Origin of the sequence: Schaalia sp. lx-260 (assembly GCF_021083645.1) — a bacterium.
In the GTDB taxonomy this organism is placed as follows: Bacteria; Actinomycetota; Actinomycetes; order Actinomycetales; family Actinomycetaceae; genus Pauljensenia.
This window is the reverse complement of sequence record NZ_JAJNRQ010000003.1, coordinates 293,957-309,075: the sequence shown is the minus strand read 5'-3', so window position 1 is coordinate 309,075 and position 15,119 is coordinate 293,957. Positions and strand designations below refer to the sequence as shown.

At 51.4% G+C, this 15,119-nt stretch carries 21 protein-coding genes; 20 read left to right on the top strand and 1 reads right to left on the bottom strand.

The window, feature by feature from the left end; genetic code table 11:
• The first annotated feature begins 14 nt into the window (after positions 1-14).
• From rpsH to glmM, 20 genes are all read left to right on the top strand, one after another.
• The gene (gene rpsH / locus LRP57_RS05350; protein WP_231205496.1) at positions 15-413 is read left to right on the top strand and encodes a 30S ribosomal protein S8; all 399 of its coding nucleotides are present in this window, start codon (positions 15-17) and stop codon (positions 411-413) included.
• A gap of 16 nt (positions 414-429) precedes the next feature.
• On the top strand, positions 430-966 hold the full coding sequence (gene rplF / locus LRP57_RS05345; RefSeq protein WP_231205495.1) for a 50S ribosomal protein L6: 537 nt from the start codon (positions 430-432) through the stop codon (positions 964-966).
• Positions 966-1,337 carry a 50S ribosomal protein L18 gene (gene rplR / locus LRP57_RS05340; protein WP_231205494.1) on the top strand — a complete coding sequence of 124 codons (372 nt, stop codon included), beginning with the start codon at positions 966-968 and terminating at the stop codon, positions 1,335-1,337. Before rplF ends, rplR begins: the two co-directional genes overlap by 1 nt.
• Before the next feature lie 28 nt (positions 1,338-1,365).
• On the top strand, positions 1,366-2,061 hold the full coding sequence (rpsE, locus tag LRP57_RS05335) for a 30S ribosomal protein S5 (RefSeq protein ID WP_231205493.1): 696 nt from the start codon (positions 1,366-1,368) through the stop codon (positions 2,059-2,061).
• The gene (gene rpmD, locus LRP57_RS05330; RefSeq protein ID WP_231205492.1) at positions 2,061-2,243 is read left to right on the top strand and encodes a 50S ribosomal protein L30; all 183 of its coding nucleotides are present in this window, start codon (positions 2,061-2,063) and stop codon (positions 2,241-2,243) included. Before rpsE ends, rpmD begins: the two co-directional genes overlap by 1 nt.
• Before the next feature lie 2 nt (positions 2,244-2,245).
• Entirely contained in the window at positions 2,246-2,725 is a 480-nt protein-coding gene (gene rplO, locus LRP57_RS05325) for a 50S ribosomal protein L15 (protein ID WP_231205491.1), read from the top strand.
• Between the two features lie 204 nt (positions 2,726-2,929).
• A complete protein-coding gene (gene secY, locus LRP57_RS05320; protein ID WP_231205490.1) occupies positions 2,930-4,222 on the top strand; it encodes a preprotein translocase subunit SecY in 1,293 nt (430 codons plus the stop codon).
• Positions 4,219-4,803 (top strand): adenylate kinase, encoded by a 585-nt coding sequence (locus LRP57_RS05315; RefSeq protein ID WP_231205489.1) that lies wholly within the window; start codon positions 4,219-4,221, stop codon positions 4,801-4,803. Before secY ends, LRP57_RS05315 begins: the two co-directional genes overlap by 4 nt.
• 27 nt (positions 4,804-4,830) lie before the next feature.
• Positions 4,831-5,760, top strand: coding sequence for a type I methionyl aminopeptidase (locus tag LRP57_RS05310; RefSeq protein ID WP_231205488.1), 930 nt, complete (start codon positions 4,831-4,833; stop codon positions 5,758-5,760).
• A 190-nt stretch (positions 5,761-5,950) separates the two neighbouring features.
• Positions 5,951-6,172, top strand: a complete 222-nt coding sequence (infA, locus tag LRP57_RS05305; protein WP_231205487.1) for a translation initiation factor IF-1 — start codon at positions 5,951-5,953, stop codon at positions 6,170-6,172.
• A gap of 43 nt (positions 6,173-6,215) precedes the next feature.
• Entirely contained in the window at positions 6,216-6,329 is a 114-nt protein-coding gene (gene rpmJ, locus LRP57_RS05300) for a 50S ribosomal protein L36 (RefSeq protein WP_003790577.1), read from the top strand.
• Positions 6,330-6,473: 144 nt separating this feature from the next.
• On the top strand, positions 6,474-6,848 hold the full coding sequence (rpsM, locus tag LRP57_RS05295) for a 30S ribosomal protein S13 (protein ID WP_231205486.1): 375 nt from the start codon (positions 6,474-6,476) through the stop codon (positions 6,846-6,848).
• A 69-nt stretch (positions 6,849-6,917) separates the two neighbouring features.
• Positions 6,918-7,325, top strand: a complete 408-nt coding sequence (gene rpsK, locus LRP57_RS05290; RefSeq protein WP_026460037.1) for a 30S ribosomal protein S11 — start codon at positions 6,918-6,920, stop codon at positions 7,323-7,325.
• Between the two features lie 162 nt (positions 7,326-7,487).
• Positions 7,488-8,483, top strand: a complete 996-nt coding sequence (locus LRP57_RS05285; RefSeq protein WP_231205485.1) for a DNA-directed RNA polymerase subunit alpha — start codon at positions 7,488-7,490, stop codon at positions 8,481-8,483.
• A gap of 43 nt (positions 8,484-8,526) precedes the next feature.
• The gene (gene rplQ, locus LRP57_RS05280) at positions 8,527-9,036 is read left to right on the top strand and encodes a 50S ribosomal protein L17 (RefSeq protein WP_231205484.1); all 510 of its coding nucleotides are present in this window, start codon (positions 8,527-8,529) and stop codon (positions 9,034-9,036) included.
• Positions 9,037-9,204: 168 nt separating this feature from the next.
• On the top strand, positions 9,205-9,960 hold the full coding sequence (locus LRP57_RS05275; RefSeq protein WP_231205483.1) for an ROK family protein: 756 nt from the start codon (positions 9,205-9,207) through the stop codon (positions 9,958-9,960).
• Positions 9,961-10,100: 140 nt separating this feature from the next.
• Positions 10,101-11,084, top strand: a complete 984-nt coding sequence (gene truA, locus LRP57_RS05270) for a tRNA pseudouridine(38-40) synthase TruA (protein WP_231205482.1) — start codon at positions 10,101-10,103, stop codon at positions 11,082-11,084.
• Between the two features lie 386 nt (positions 11,085-11,470).
• On the top strand, positions 11,471-11,914 hold the full coding sequence (gene rplM, locus LRP57_RS05265; RefSeq protein WP_231205481.1) for a 50S ribosomal protein L13: 444 nt from the start codon (positions 11,471-11,473) through the stop codon (positions 11,912-11,914).
• 44 nt (positions 11,915-11,958) lie between these two features.
• Positions 11,959-12,450, top strand: coding sequence for a 30S ribosomal protein S9 (gene rpsI, locus LRP57_RS05260; RefSeq protein WP_231205480.1), 492 nt, complete (start codon positions 11,959-11,961; stop codon positions 12,448-12,450).
• A 274-nt stretch (positions 12,451-12,724) separates the two neighbouring features.
• Complete coding sequence (glmM, locus tag LRP57_RS05255) at positions 12,725-14,080, top strand: phosphoglucosamine mutase (protein WP_231205479.1); 1,356 nt, start codon at positions 12,725-12,727, stop codon at positions 14,078-14,080.
• Positions 14,081-14,147: 67 nt separating this feature from the next.
• Here the strand turns inward: glmM and coaA are convergent, their stop codons facing one another.
• Positions 14,148-15,101 carry a type I pantothenate kinase gene (gene coaA, locus LRP57_RS05250; protein ID WP_231205478.1) on the bottom strand — a complete coding sequence of 318 codons (954 nt, stop codon included), beginning with the start codon at positions 15,099-15,101 and terminating at the stop codon, positions 14,148-14,150.
• Positions 15,102-15,119: the final 18 nt, after the last annotated feature.

The window sequence follows — 15,119 nt, the reverse complement described above, 5'->3', positions numbered from 1 at the left end:
AGGGGAATACCCCCATGACAATGACTGATCCAATCGCAGATATGCTGACGCGCCTGCGTAACGCGAATCGGGCTCATCATGATTCCGTTTCAATGCCTTACTCAAAACTGAAGGCAGCTATTGCGAACATCCTCGTGGATGAAGGCTACATTGCCTCCATCGAGGTTGAGGATGCTCGTGTTGGTCAGACCCTGACTCTGAACCTCAAATACAGCTCACGCCGTGAAGCTGCTATTAAAGGTTTACAGCGTGTGTCTAAGCCAGGTTTGCGCGTGTACGTTAAGTCCACCAACCTGCCGAAGGTCCGCGGCGGCCTTGGCGTGGCAATCCTGTCCACGTCATCTGGTCTGCTCACTGACCGTCAAGCAGCTGACAAAGGCGTGGGCGGCGAAGTCCTCGCTTACGTATGGTGATAGGGGAGGCTGAACAATGTCACGTATCGGTAAAAACCCTATCGTCATTCCCGCTGGTGTTGACGTTACTATTAACGGACAGACCGTAACGGTGAAAGGTCCTAAAGGGGAATTGACTCATGTAGTCGCTCACCCCATCACTGTCGTGATGGAAGACGGACACATCCTTGTCACCCGTCCTAACGATGAGCGCCTCTCACGTTCTCTGCACGGCCTGAGCCGCACACTCATTAACAATATGGTCATTGGCGTGACTGAGGGCTACGCAAAGCAGCTCGAAATCACGGGTACCGGTTACCGTGTCGTCGCCAAAGGAAAAGATCTTGAATTTTCCTTGGGTTTCTCACACACTGTCCCGGTCGTGGCCCCCGAAGGTATCGAGTTTATTGTTGACTCTGCCACCAAATTCACGGTGAAAGGCATCGACAAGCAACTCGTTGGTGAAACTGCAGCCCGTATTCGTAAGTTGAAGAAGCCTGAACCCTACAAGGGTAAGGGTATCCACTACGTGGGTGAAGTTATTCGTCGCAAGGTCGGAAAGGCAGGTAAGTAATGTCCTACTCTGTCAAGGGCAAGGGCAAATTTGTTGCCCGCAAGCGCCGCCACCTGCGCCTACGCAAGAAGATCACTGGCACTGCCGAGCGTCCCCGTTTGGTAGTGACTCGTTCCAACCGTCACATGGTGGCTCAAGTTGTCGACGACACCGTCGGACATACTTTAGTTTCCGCTTCGACGATGGAAGCCGACCTCCAAGGTACCGAAGGTACCAAGAAGGACAAGGCCGCCAAGGTTGGCGCACTGATTGCAGAGCGCGCCAAGGCTGCCGGCATTTCCGCTGTCATTTTTGACCGCGGTGGTAATAAGTATCATGGCCGTGTGGCCGCCGTAGCCGAAGCCGCCCGTGAGGGCGGACTCGTGCTGTGACCGAACTCGGAGAAAGAGAGATCATCTGATGGCTGCACAGCAGCGAAGCAGGAACGGTCAGGAAGGCTCTGAACGTTCGGGCGACGGCGAGCGTCGCGAGCGTCGTAACGGCCGCGGTGAAAACCGCGAAGGCCGTCGCGGCGAAAACAAAGACCAGTACATTGAACGCGTTGTCACCATTAACCGAGTCTCCAAAGTTGTGAAGGGCGGTCGTCGCTTCTCATTCACAGCTCTGGTCGTCGTTGGTGATGGTGAAGGAACCGTCGGCGTGGGTTACGGAAAAGCCAAGGAAGTTCCTCAGGCTATTTCCAAAGGCGTTGAGGAAGCAAAGAAGAATTTCTTCCGAGTTCCTATGATTCGCCGTACCATTACCCACCTGGTACAAGGCCGCGATGCGGCCGGTGAAGTTCTCCTGCGCCCAGCAGCTCCCGGTACAGGCGTTATCGCCGGTGGTCCGGTGCGCGCAGTCCTTGAGGCTGCAGGTGTGCATGACGTACTTACCAAGTCACTGGGTTCTGACAATGCAATCAACATTGTTCACGCAACAGTTGCGGCACTCAAGCAGCTTGAACAGCCTGAGGCTGTAGCAGCGCGTCGTGGCTTACCGCTGGAACGTATCGCACCAGAGTCAATGCTCCGTGCGCGCGCTGAAGGCGAAGCCGAAAAACGCGCTCAAGCTGAAAAAGCCGAAGCTGATAAAGCGGCTGCAGGGGTGAGTGAGTGATGGCAAACCTGAAAATTACGCAGGTCAAGTCCACGATCGGCACGAAGCAGAACATGAAAGACACATTGCGTACCCTCGGGCTGCGCAAGATAGGCCAATCGGTCGTACGTGAAGACACAAACGCTGTGCGTGGTGCTGTCCGTACCGTACGCCACTTGGTAACCGTCGAGGAGGTCGACTGACAATGGCTGACTCCACAAAGAAAACCGCGGAAGAAACAGTGAGCATCGTTAAGCTGCATCACTTGCGTCCTGCCCCCGGTGCGAAAACTGCAAAGACCCGTGTCGGTCGCGGTGAAGGCTCCAAGGGTAAAACCGCTGGACGCGGCACAAAGGGTACAAAGGCTCGTTACCAAGTATCAGCCGCATTTGAAGGTGGTCAAACACCTATGCATATGCGTCTGCCGAAGTTACGTGGCTTTAAGAACCCATTCCGTGTGGAATACCAGGTCGTCAACGTTGCTCGTCTGCAGGAATTGTTCCCTGAAGGCGGAACAGTGACTGTTGAAGATCTTGTTGCAAAGCGCGCGGTTCGTGACGGATTACCTGTCAAGGTTCTTGGCACAGGTGAAATCTCCGTGAAACTCGACGTGATCGTGGACTCATGGTCCGCATCCGCCGAAACGAAGATTACAGCTGCCGGTGGTACCTTACAGGCCCGCTGACATGTGTTAGGGGGGTGCTCCGACAAATAGGTCGGATCACCCCTCTAATTTCTTTTCCACTTACCTAAAAACATATATTTTGCCTATTACGTGTGGGAACAGTATCAATATTGGCTATCAGATTCCATAACTGTTTCTTATCCGGTAATCTGGCTGAGTTGTTTACATAATCCGTAAGGATCCCCAAACCATCAGGAGGAAGCTGTGCTTGGAGCTTTTGCGCAGGCGTTCCGTACTCCCGACCTACGTCGGAAGCTGCTTTTTACCATTTTCATCATGGCAGCTTTTCGTATGGGTTCGTTCATCCCTGCGCCTGGCGTAGACTCAGTTGCTGTTCAAAAATGTTTGGCAGCACAAACAGAGGCATCACTTCTTGACCTGGTGAATCTCTTTTCAGGTGGAGCCCTTCTGCAATTGTCAATCTTTGCTTTGGGTATCATGCCCTACATCACAGCATCGATTATCATTCAATTGCTGCGTGTCGTCGTCCCGCGCTTTGATGACCTCCACAAAGAAGGTCAGACAGGACAAGCGACACTCACTCAGTACACCCGTTACCTGACAATTGGTTTGGGCCTTATCCAATCAGCAACCACGATTTCACTGGCCCGTTCAGGACGCTTATTTTCCACATGTAGTGAAAGCGTGATCGGCGATAACACAGTATGGGGCTTCCTTGTCATGCTGATTACGATGACTGCTGGAACAGGTGTCATCATGTGGTTGGGTGAACTTATCACAGAACGCGGCATCGGCAACGGTATGTCACTGCTGATCTTCACCTCAATCTCAGCTTCCATGCCCTCTCAACTCCTTGCCATCGGGCAAGCAGGCAAATGGGGAGCAGTTGGCGTTATCGTCCTTTTGATCCTATTGGTGACAATCGTTGTCGTGTACTTAGAGCAGGCTCAACGTCGTATTCCTGTTCAATACGCGAAACGCATGATCGGTCGCCGCCAATACGGTGGTACCACGACCTACATTCCTTTGAAAATCAACATGTCCGGTGTTATTCCGGTAATTTTCGCTACCTCAATCCTGGCCTTGCCACCCATGTTTGCTCAGTTCGGCGATCAGACAGCTAAATGGGTTCAATGGATTGGAGCAAACTTCACCAGTGGCGCATGGCCCTATTTAACTGCGTATGCTGTGCTGGTTGTTTTCTTTACTTTCTTCTACACGGCGATTACTTTCAACCCTGAAGAAGTTGCCGATAACATGAAACGCTACGGAGGCTTTGTGCCGGGCTATCGTGCAGGCCGTCCTACCGCTGAATTCTTGCGCTACGTTGTTAACCGTTTAACAACTGCCGGCGCTTTATACCTGGTAGTTATCGCACTGCTACCCGCCTTGTTGATTATTCCGCTGAAACTAAGCCAAGGACAAATGCCTTTCGGTGGAACGACGCTCCTTATTGTTGTGGGTGTCGGTTTGCAAACAGTGAAAGAAATCAACACTCAGCTTCAACAGCATCACTATGAAGGTTTCTTACGATGACAGCGATTATTCTCTTAGGTCCTCCTGGAGCAGGTAAAGGAACTCAAGCTCAACGTATTGCTGAAAAACTCGGTATCCCAGCGATCTCAACCGGGGAAATTTTCCGTGCAAATATGGCGAGTGGAACAGAGCTAGGCAAACGCGCTCAAGAGTTCATGGATCGCGGGGAATTTGTACCAGACAGCGTCACCAACCCAATGGTTAAAGCTCGTCTGGCTGCGCCTGACACAGAAAAAGGTTTCCTACTGGACGGATACCCTCGCACAGTGGCTCAAGCCCATGTTTTACGTGACGTGTTAGCAGATCTTGGGCGGAGCCTTGACCTTGTCCTCGCCATTGAAGTTGATGAAGACGAAGTCGTAGCACGTATGCTCAAACGCGCAGAAGAACAACATCGTTCAGACGACACTGAACCAGTGATGCGTCATCGTCTTGAGGTCTACCGCGAGCAAACAGAACCGATTGCCACATACTATGCTGACCAAGATCTGTTAGAAACGATTGACGGATCCGGTTCAATAGATGAAGTATGGGAACGCATCCTTACTGTGCTAGAGGCTGTGGATACTTCCAATCGATAAACGGCCGAGTCAGCACAGGGAGCGTACGTGTCGAAAATTGAAATAAAAACGCGTGAGCAGATTCTCCACATGCGCCGCGCCGGATTAGTAGTAGCTGATATTCACCGTGCCCTACGTGAAGCGACGCGTGAAGGTGTTCGTGCGCGTGAACTCGATGCCGTATGCGCTGATGTAATCGCGCGTGCTGGAGCACACTCGAACTTCCTCAACTATTACGGATATCCAGCAACAGTATGCATTTCAATTAACGATGTGGTTGTTCACGGTATTCCAGGTAACCAAATACTCCATGACGGCGACATCGTGACATTTGACTGCGGCGCATGGATAAGCGCACAAGGCAAACAATGGCATGGTGATGCTGCTTTCAGCATGATAGTAGGGGACCCATGGGTGAGCGACGAAGAATTTGCTGCAAACCGTGGTGCAGGTGCCCTAGGTCCGATCGTCACTGCCAGTACGCATGAAGGAAACACGCTTCTTCAACGTCGCCGGCAACTTGATGCTCTTACACGAGAATCCCTGTGGGCGGCACTTGCCTCGCTTGCAACCTCACGACGCTTATCCTGCGTAGGAACAGCTGTAGAAAACGTTGTTGCTGACCGCGCAGAAGAATTCGGATGGGAAGCTGGCATTATTGAAGAATTTACCGGCCACGGCATCGGGACTGCAATGCATCAAGCACCTGAAGTCCTGAATTATCGTGCCCGAGGGATCTCACCAAAACTGCAACCAGGTATGGTGCTTGCCGTTGAACCCATGCTCACAACAGGTTCCATCGACACAATTACAGAATCTGATGAATGGACAGTGCGCAGCATTGATGGTTCTGATGCCGCCCAATGGGAGCACACTGTAGCAATTCTTGATGATGGAATTTCAATACTTACTGCCACAGATTCAGGCGTTGCAGGTCTAGCACCCTACGGTATTGAACCTGTGATACTTGACGCCTGATAGCGTAAATACTGAAAATAACAGCAGAAGGTGAGCGACCTGACAGTGTTGTTAGTGGCGTAAACCCAAAGAAATCGCGTAGTATGGCACATTGGGTGTGTCGCATGTGTACGTCCGTACCCTGCGTACGCCTACTGAGTCGCTCATGCGGCTGAGTACTCCTAGAAGCGTAGAGGTGAATCCGAGTCATATGGCAAATAATGACGGCGTGATTGAGGTTGAAGGCACAGTTGTCGAAGCTCTGCCTAACGCGATGTTTCGCGTCGAACTCACAAATGGTCATATTGTTCTCAGCCACATTTCTGGCAAGATGCGGAAAAACTACATCCGCATTCTCCCTGAGGACCGGGTTGTTGTTCAGTTGAGCCCGTACGACCTTACGCGAGGTCGTATCACCTACCGCTACAAGTAATAACACCGACACTAACCGTCTTTTGACGGTGGAGGTACACACCATGAAGGTCAAGCCGAGTGTCAAGAAGATCTGTGACAAATGCAAGGTGATTCGTCGCCACGGCAACGTCATGGTCATCTGTGACAATCCTCGACACAAGCAGCGTCAAGGCTGAATCTTTGACTGCTTGAACAACTGGGCGACATGCCCGACAGCGTTCCTCTGTACGCTCAAGAGCGACCCTCGGTTCGGAGGCTGAGGCCGGACACTGCATCCGGAAAGGGGAACGACGACCTCCGAAGAACAACTGGAGCAAAAGATGGCACGTATTGCCGGCGTAGACCTGCCCCGTGAAAAGCGGATGGAGATTGCGCTTACGTACATTTATGGCGTTGGACGTACCCGCGCCAAGGAAACCCTTGAAGCAACCGGCGTGAGCCCTGATCTGCGCGTGAAAGACGCCTCAGAGGACGAGCTGGTTAAACTTCGTGAATACATTGAGAACAATTTCAAGGTTGAAGGTGACCTGCGTCGTGAGGTTCAGGCCGATATTCGCCGTAAGATTGAAATTGGCTCTTATCAGGGCCTTCGTCACCGTCGTGGCCTGCCGGTCCACGGTCAGCGTACCAAGACCAATGCTCGTACCCGTAAGGGTCCGAAGCGCACCGTTGCAGGTAAGAAGAAAGCCAAGTAATAGGCACTGCTCATCCCTCATCTAGGAATGAGATGAGCGCTAGAGACACGACTTCGAAGGAAATCACAGATGGCTGGAAAGACCACCCGTACAGGTGCAGGCCGTAAGCCTCGCCGTAAACTCTCCAAGAACGTGACACATGGACACGCGTACATCAAGTCCACGTTCAACAACACAATCGTTTCGATCACCGACCCTACAGGCGCCGTTATTTCTTGGGCCTCCTCAGGTCAAGTGGGTTTCAAAGGCTCACGTAAGTCCACTCCATTCGCTGCTCAGCTCGCTGCTGAAGCCGCTGCGCGTCGTGCTCAAGAACACGGCATGAAGAAAGTGGATGTATTCGTTAAAGGCCCCGGCTCTGGCCGTGAAACCGCGATACGTTCGCTTCAAGCAGCAGGCCTAGAAGTTGGTTCTATTCAGGACGTGACACCTCAGGCTCATAACGGCGCTCGTCCTCCCAAGCGCCGCCGCGTGTGATACTCAGAGGGACTTTCAGCAAATCAGTTGTCACCGACAATTGAGGAGATGAATGCCCCCACGTCTGGATTCTTCCGCGAAAGAAAATCCATACTCCCTTGACCGCAATTGCGGACCCCAATCTGATGTCATATGGCGGGCATCGGTTAGAAAGGACAAGACGTGCTCATTGCAGAGCGACCCATCCTCACAGAGGAAAAGGTCAGCGATTTCCGCTCACGCTTCACTTTGGAACCCCTTGAACCGGGTTTCGGCTACACACTGGGTAATTCCCTGCGTCGCACACTTTTATCATCCATCCCCGGCGCTGCTGTGACCTCCATCCGTATCGATGGTGTGCCACACGAATTTCGCACCGTTGAAGGCGTAAAAGAAGACGTTGCTGAAATTATCCTGAACATCAAGCAGATCGTTCTGTCATCAGAAAACGACGAACCTGTTGTGATGTATCTACGCAAAGCAGGGCCAGGCGAGGTCGTAGCTGGAGATATTACTCCGCCCGCTGGCGTGGAGATTCATAATCCTGAGCTGCACTTAGCAACCCTCAACGATAAAGGTAAGCTGGAAATTGAACTGACAGTGGAACGTGGCCGCGGCTATGTTTCTGCTGCTCAGAACAAAGACCCGCAGGCCGAGATTTCGCGTATTCCGATTGATTCAATCTACTCACCGGTTGTGAAAGTAACCTACAAGGTTGAAGCAACTCGTGTGGAACAGCGTACCGACTTTGATCGCCTCATCATTGATGTTGAAACAAAGCCGGCTATTGCCCCTCGCGATGCACTTGCCTCTGCCGGTAAAACATTGGTTGAGCTTTTCGGCCTCATGCGCGAACTGAACGAAGAAGCAGAAGGCATTGAAGTCGGTCCTTCGATGACAGACACGACACTTGCTGCTGATCTCGCATTACCTATCGAAAACCTCAACTTGCAGTCACGCTCGTACAACGCTTTACGTCGTCGTGGAATCCTCACCGTCGGTGAATTGGTTGCGCACTCTGAGGCCGACCTCCTCGACATTCGTAACTTCGGTACGAAATCTATTGAAGAAATCAAGGAAGCCCTCGCCACCTTGGGCATGACCTTGAAAGATTCGATCATGCCGCAAATTGGCGACGTGGAATCGGGTTCAATCTTCAGTGACGACCAGTCCATCTGACAAATGTGCGTCCGATGGGCGCCTGAAACCGTAGGAGATACCTATGCCTACCCCTAAAAAGGGTGCGCGTCTGGGCGGCAGCCCAGCGCATCAAAAGCTCATTCTGTCTAACCTAGCGATTCAGCTCATCGAGCACCGTCAGCTAGTGACGACAGAGGCAAAAGCCAAGCTACTGCGTCCGTACGTGGAAAAGCTCGTGACAAAGGCAAAGCGTGGCGATATGCATGCTCGCCGTACAGTTGCCAGCAAAATCCCAAATAAGGATGCTGTGTACACCTTATTTGACGTGATTGTTCCAGCAATTGATGCAGAACGTACAGGTGGTTACACTCGCTTAACACGCGTGGGCAACCGCAAGGGCGACAACGCTCCCATGATGCAGATTGCTTTCGTCATGGAACGACTCGAAAAGAAGGCTGTTGTATCCAGCGCTGAAAAGACTGCTGCAGCCGCCGCAAAGGAAACTCCCGCCGAAGTAACCGAGGTGGAAGAAACCGAAGCAACCGAGGCGACTGAAACTGTCGAAACAGTGGAAGAAAAAGACGCTGAGTGAAATCACATGTGGTGAGCATATGAGCTGACCACCGTGAACCTGGATCCCCGAAGCCACTGGGCTTCGGGGACTTCCTTTTCCCACATGCGAGAATACAGGCCAAGGTACAGCAATACCGTATTTCAATGAGACAATCGTGTAAAAGCGGGAAAGACGTAGGCTTAACCCATGACAGCAAACGAAAGCATCACATTAGCGATTGATTGTGGCGGCGGTGGAATCAAAGCATCAGTTGTTAACGAACGCGGAACCATGCTGGCCGCTCCTCGACGAACTCCGACACCGTACCCTTTACCTCCAGAATTACTGGTAGATATCGTTGTCGAGCACGCGCAGAACCTACCAGCAGCAACCCGAATCACCATGGGGATGCCGGGAATGATTCGACATGGCGTTGTTGTCGCAACCCCTCATTACATTACAAAAGACGGGCCGCGCTCACGTGTCATACCAGAACTCGTTACGCGCTGGAAACATTTCGATATGCGCCACGCAATCACACAAGCTACACACCTGCCAACCCGAGTCCTCAATGACGCAGAAGTCGCTGGAGCAGGTGTTATTACAGGCACGGGCCTAGAAATGATTCTGACCTTAGGCACAGGACTTGGAAACGCAGTTTTTGACAGCGGTTCTTTAGCGCCGCACGTGGAAATCTCTCAAGGCTTTGTGCGTTGGGGCCTGACATATGATGATTATGTCGGTGAACATGAGCGTTTACGTTTAGGGGATGCGCACTGGTCACGCAGAATCCGCCGCATAGTCGATGGATTACGAGCCATGTATATGTGGGATCGTTTATATATCGGCGGCGGTAACTCGAAACGCATAAGCTCAGCTCAACTGAGCCGCATGGGAAATGACATCATTATCGTCCCCAACGATGCCGGAATTATCGGCGGAGTACGCGCATGGGATTTATGAATTTCTGTAAGACAATGGTAGGTACAAAAAGTATGTACGCCAAGGAAATCCCTCAGATAAGAATGATGCGACGAAGAAAAGCTGATGACGCGACTGCGCCTCAATAATCACCGACACGCTGAGCATACAGGGGAGAAACAATGAACAGCATGATGGCGCAGGGCAACGCTGAGCCGCACTCTGCAACCCAGACCCTCAGAATACGTATGGATTTATCCTATGACGGTACCTACTTTCATGGTTGGGCAGCCCAACCAGAATTACGCACCGTTCAAGGTGAAATTGAAAAAGCGCTGTCAACTATTGTGAGAGCCGTTGTGAATGTGACTGTTGCCGGTCGTACGGATGCCGGAGTTCACGCCGCACACCAAGTCATACATGCAGATATTCCCTACCAAGCATGGGAAAAGCTAAGCCGAAAGAAAAAAATACGTGGGGAAAACGAATCTGATACGGAAAATAGGTGCCACTCATTCAAACGACGGATGAATGCGTTACTTGCTCAGGCCTATAGTGAGTGGGCGCGCCAACACGGACTGGTCGTACCAAAAAATCTGTCAGATGTGGTGATCTTTGCTGTTGCTGCTGTTCATGAGGACTTTGATGCGCGATTTGCAGCATCAGGTCGCGTATATGCGTATCGTGTGGCACCCGGCAGTGAAAAGAATCCTTTGAAACGATGGAATGTTTTATGGCACTCGGAAGAACTTGACGTGACTGCCATGCATCAGGCAGCCCAGCAACTACTGGGCGAGCACGATTTCCTGTCATATTGTCGGCCACGTGAAGGAGCCACAACAATTCGTACACTGCGTCGTTTAGACGTGGAACAGTCACCGGATCGCAGCGTGATTTTCCATGTCGAAGCTGATGCTTTTTGCCATTCAATGGTGCGCTCCTTAGTGGGGGTGCTATTGGAAGTAGGTGCAGGTCGGCGCTCGCCGACGTGGCCTCGTGAATTATTGGATGCACGTTCACGTCAGAAGGCAGCCCCGATTGCACCGGCCCACGGTCTGACATTGGAACGTGTCGACTATCCGCCTCAGGAAAAATGGGCAGCTCGTGTCTACGCTGCTCGTCATAGGCGTGATGGATTATCAGCAGGGGAATGTGGATGTCTGTGATCCCGACAGTATGTAAAAACAAAAGCAATGACAGGATGAATACGTGCTCGCATGTGCGAAAGCGATAAAGTTACGCGACAGAAAATGAGGAAAATAACTTATTCGGCATGAGCTTTCCCCTTCTTTTCCTTTTGAAAGCGCAGATATTTTGCCTGTGATGAAAGCGTAAAAGAACTGAGGAATTCAACACAATAGACATATTGCTTTGACCCTGAAGGGTAAAAGCGAATAGGATGGATGGCGCTGTGCGTTAGATACATTCGGGTGTATTCCCACTCGCTTGAATGTGAAGAACTAACGCCTCGCGCGAATCGTTTCGTGAGGGAAACTTTTACAGACACGTGAAAGTGAACCTCCATCGAGTAAAGAATTGAAGGTTAACGCCCGTGCGCACCTATTCACCCAAGCCGGGAGACGCAGATAAGAAGTGGTACGTCATTGACGCCACTGATGTCGTCCTCGGTCGTCTGGCGGCTCAAGTTGCCGCGATTCTTCGTGGGAAGCATAAGCCGACGTTCGCCCCTCATATGGATATGGGCGATTACGTCATCATCATTAATGCGGACAAGGTTGCCCTTACCGGCAAGAAACTTGAACAGAAGATGGCCTACCATCATTCGGGTCGTCCCGGTGGCTTACGCGCCACCCCATACCGTGAACTCATGGCAGAACGTCCTGAGCGCGCGGTAGAAAAAGCTGTTCGCGGTATGCTTCCCCACACCAGCCTCGGTCGTGAGCAGTTCAAGAAACTGCACGTGTATGCCGGAGCTGAGCATCCCCATGCCGGTCAAATGCCGGTTTCCTACGAGATCACCCAGGTCGCCCAGTGAGCGCATTGCGCAACTGAGCACACCGAACTTCACTGAGGAGAACCGTGGCAGAGACCACCGAGATTGTCGAGCTCGATGAGGAAACAGTTCCTAGCTCGTACACAACAGAAACTGAAACTGCTCCTGCGGGTGCAGGTCAATCCATCACCGCTCCCGGTGCTGGCCTTGGCCGTCGTAAAGAGGCCGTTGCTCGCGTTCGCTTGGTGCCCGGCACCGGCGAATGGAAGATTAACGGTCGCACTCTTGAGGACTACTTCCCAAACAAGCTACATCAGCAGCTTGTGAAGTCACCTTTTGTCCTGCTGGACATTGATGGCCGTTTCGATGTCATTGCACGTATCAACGGCGGTGGCATTTCCGGCCAGGCAGGTGCTTTGCGTCTAGGCATTTCTCGCGCATTGAACGAGATTGACCGTGAAGCAAATCGTCCTGCTCTTAAGAAGGCTGGCTTCCTGACACGCGATGCCCGCGCTATCGAGCGTAAGAAGGCAGGCCTCAAGAAGGCACGCAAGGCACCGCAGTACTCCAAGCGCTGATCTGCGTTACTTCACGTTTTTGCTTTCGCAAAGACACACATATTCAGGTTCGTTCTCGCAGCAGAGAGCGAACCTGAATATTTTTATCTGAGGCAACACAACTGACACACGAACTGGCTTATGCGCTCGTTCTGCGACAACAGGTTTATGTCATGCAACTGTTACGCGCGCCATTTTCATGCGCAAAACAAACGACACAAGCATGAGTTCCCCTCAGGAATCCACGAAACCGCCTAGGCTAAATCTGTACATAAAAAATAATCAAGGAGAACTCGTGTCGCGTATTTTCGGAACTGACGGTGTACGTGGTTTAGCTAACGTAGATATTACTGCTTCATTAGCACTGGAACTTGGTGAAGCTGCTGCCCGCCTCATCGGAACCGGAACACGTCCGGATGGAACTAAACCACGCGCAGTTATCGGCCGCGATACCCGCATATCGGGAGAGTTTTTAGATCACGCCCTAGCAGCGGGGCTTGCCAGCGCAGGAATGGATGTTGTACGTGTAGGTGTCGTATCAACCCCGACAGTCGCTCACTTAACTGCAAGTCATGACGACGTTGATCTGGGCGTTATGATTTCGGCATCTCATAACCCCATGCCAGATAACGGTATTAAATTCTTTGCCCACGGAGGCTACAAACTCGCTGACTCAGTTGAAGACCGCGTGCAAGAGCTCCTCGGAACTCAATGGGAACGACCAACCGGTGATGGTGTAGGCGAAGTCGAATATGAGGATGATTGGGCGGTTGATTCCTACATTGACCACCTTGTTGCGGCTGTTGGCACAAACCTACGTGGCCTGCGCATTGCGGTTGATTGCGCAAACGGTGGTGCCTCAGAGCTAGGCCCACGTGCTTTACGTGAAGCAGGAGCAGACGTTGTTGTACTCAACGCCTCTCCGGATGGTCGCAACATTAACCACAAATCAGGATCAACGCATCCCGAACAACTCCAAGCAGTCACCGTAGCCTCAGAAGCCGACTTTGGTGTTGCCTACGATGGGGACGCGGATCGTTGTCTGGCCGTTGACCGCCACGGAAACCTCATTGATGGTGACAAAATTATGGGCGCTTTGGCCCTGAATCTACGAGACAACGGGAAACTTGCTCAGGACACGCTTGTTGTCACAGTGATGTCAAATCTTGGTTTGATCCTTGCAATGCGTGAAGCAGGAATCCATACACTTCAGACATCTGTGGGAGATCGCTACGTGTTAGAAGCCATGCTCGCAGGTGGATATAACTTAGGTGGCGAACAATCAGGGCACATTATTGCCTCAGACCATGCGACAACAGGTGATGGCATTTTGTCGTCATTACTGCTGGCACGTATGGTGAAAGAAAATGATGGTGACCTTGCTCAACTCACTTCTTTCATTCAACGTTTACCGCAGACCCTGATTAACGTTGCAGGTGTTGACCGTTCACGAGCAACAACCGATCCGGCTGTGCAACAAGCTGTTATGGAAGCAGAAAAACTGCTGGGTGACACAGGGCGCGTACTTTTACGCCCCTCAGGAACAGAACCGCTGGTACGTGTCATGGTGGAAGCTCATACTCAAGAACAAGCAGATCGTGTAGCGGTTTCTTTAGCAGATGTTGTCAAAGAAAATCTTGCTTTATCGTGAAACTGATGCTCAGCTATCCCGTGCCTACTTTTGAGCTGGTAGCACGGGAAGCGGTGAGCTTCATGCTTTATTCTTTGCGTAGTCGTAAGTTTTCTACGCGATGATCGGCTCCTTTAGTGAAGATCATGGTGGCTCGTTCGCGTGTAGGTAAAATATTTTCCTGCAAATTTGGCAGGTTAATCGTACGCCAGATCATTTGAGCGGTTGTGCGAGATTCTTCGTCGGATAGATGAGCGTAGTTACGGAAAAAAGAATCTTCCTGCATGAAAGCAGTTTTCCTTAGTGCCAAGAAACGATCAATATACCAGTGCTCGATATGCGTTTCGTCTGCATCAACGTAAATGGAAAAATCAAAGTAGTCAGAAACTGCGACACTCTGCCTGCCTGTATGTATGCGCGGCGGTTGTAAAACATTTACTCCTTCAACAATGAGGATATCCGGTTGGTCAATAACAGCATATTGACCGGGGAGAACGTCATAGACAATGTGGGAATACATGGGGGCATGTACGCGAGGAACTCCCGCCTTAACTGCTGACAGGAAATCAATGAGGGCCACCCGATCATAGGATTCAGGGAATCCCTTACGGGTGAGAATACCCCGTGCTTCCAGTTCTTTATTTGGCAGTAAAAAGCCATCAGTGGTGACTAAATCAACGCGCGGCGTATGTGGCCAGCGTTGAAGCAGTAACTGCAAAAGTCGTGCAACTGTTGATTTTCCTACGGCAACTGAGCCAGCAACTCCGATGACAAATGGGGTAGGGCGTGAATGTTTTTCTCCCAGAAAACGGTGGCGTTCTTTGGCGATGCGACGACGGCCATCAACATATAACTGAAGAAGGGCAGATAAAGGCCGGTAGATTTCATCTATTTCGCGCATGTCGATGGGGTCACCAAGTGAGGCAATGCGGTTGACATCTGCTTCAGTGAGGGGTAACGGAGTGCGAGCTGCTAAACGATCCCAGTCTTGTCTGGAAAAAAACGTGTACGGTGAGTTCTGATCCTCTGATACATCGCTCATAAAAGTTATCCTTATGAA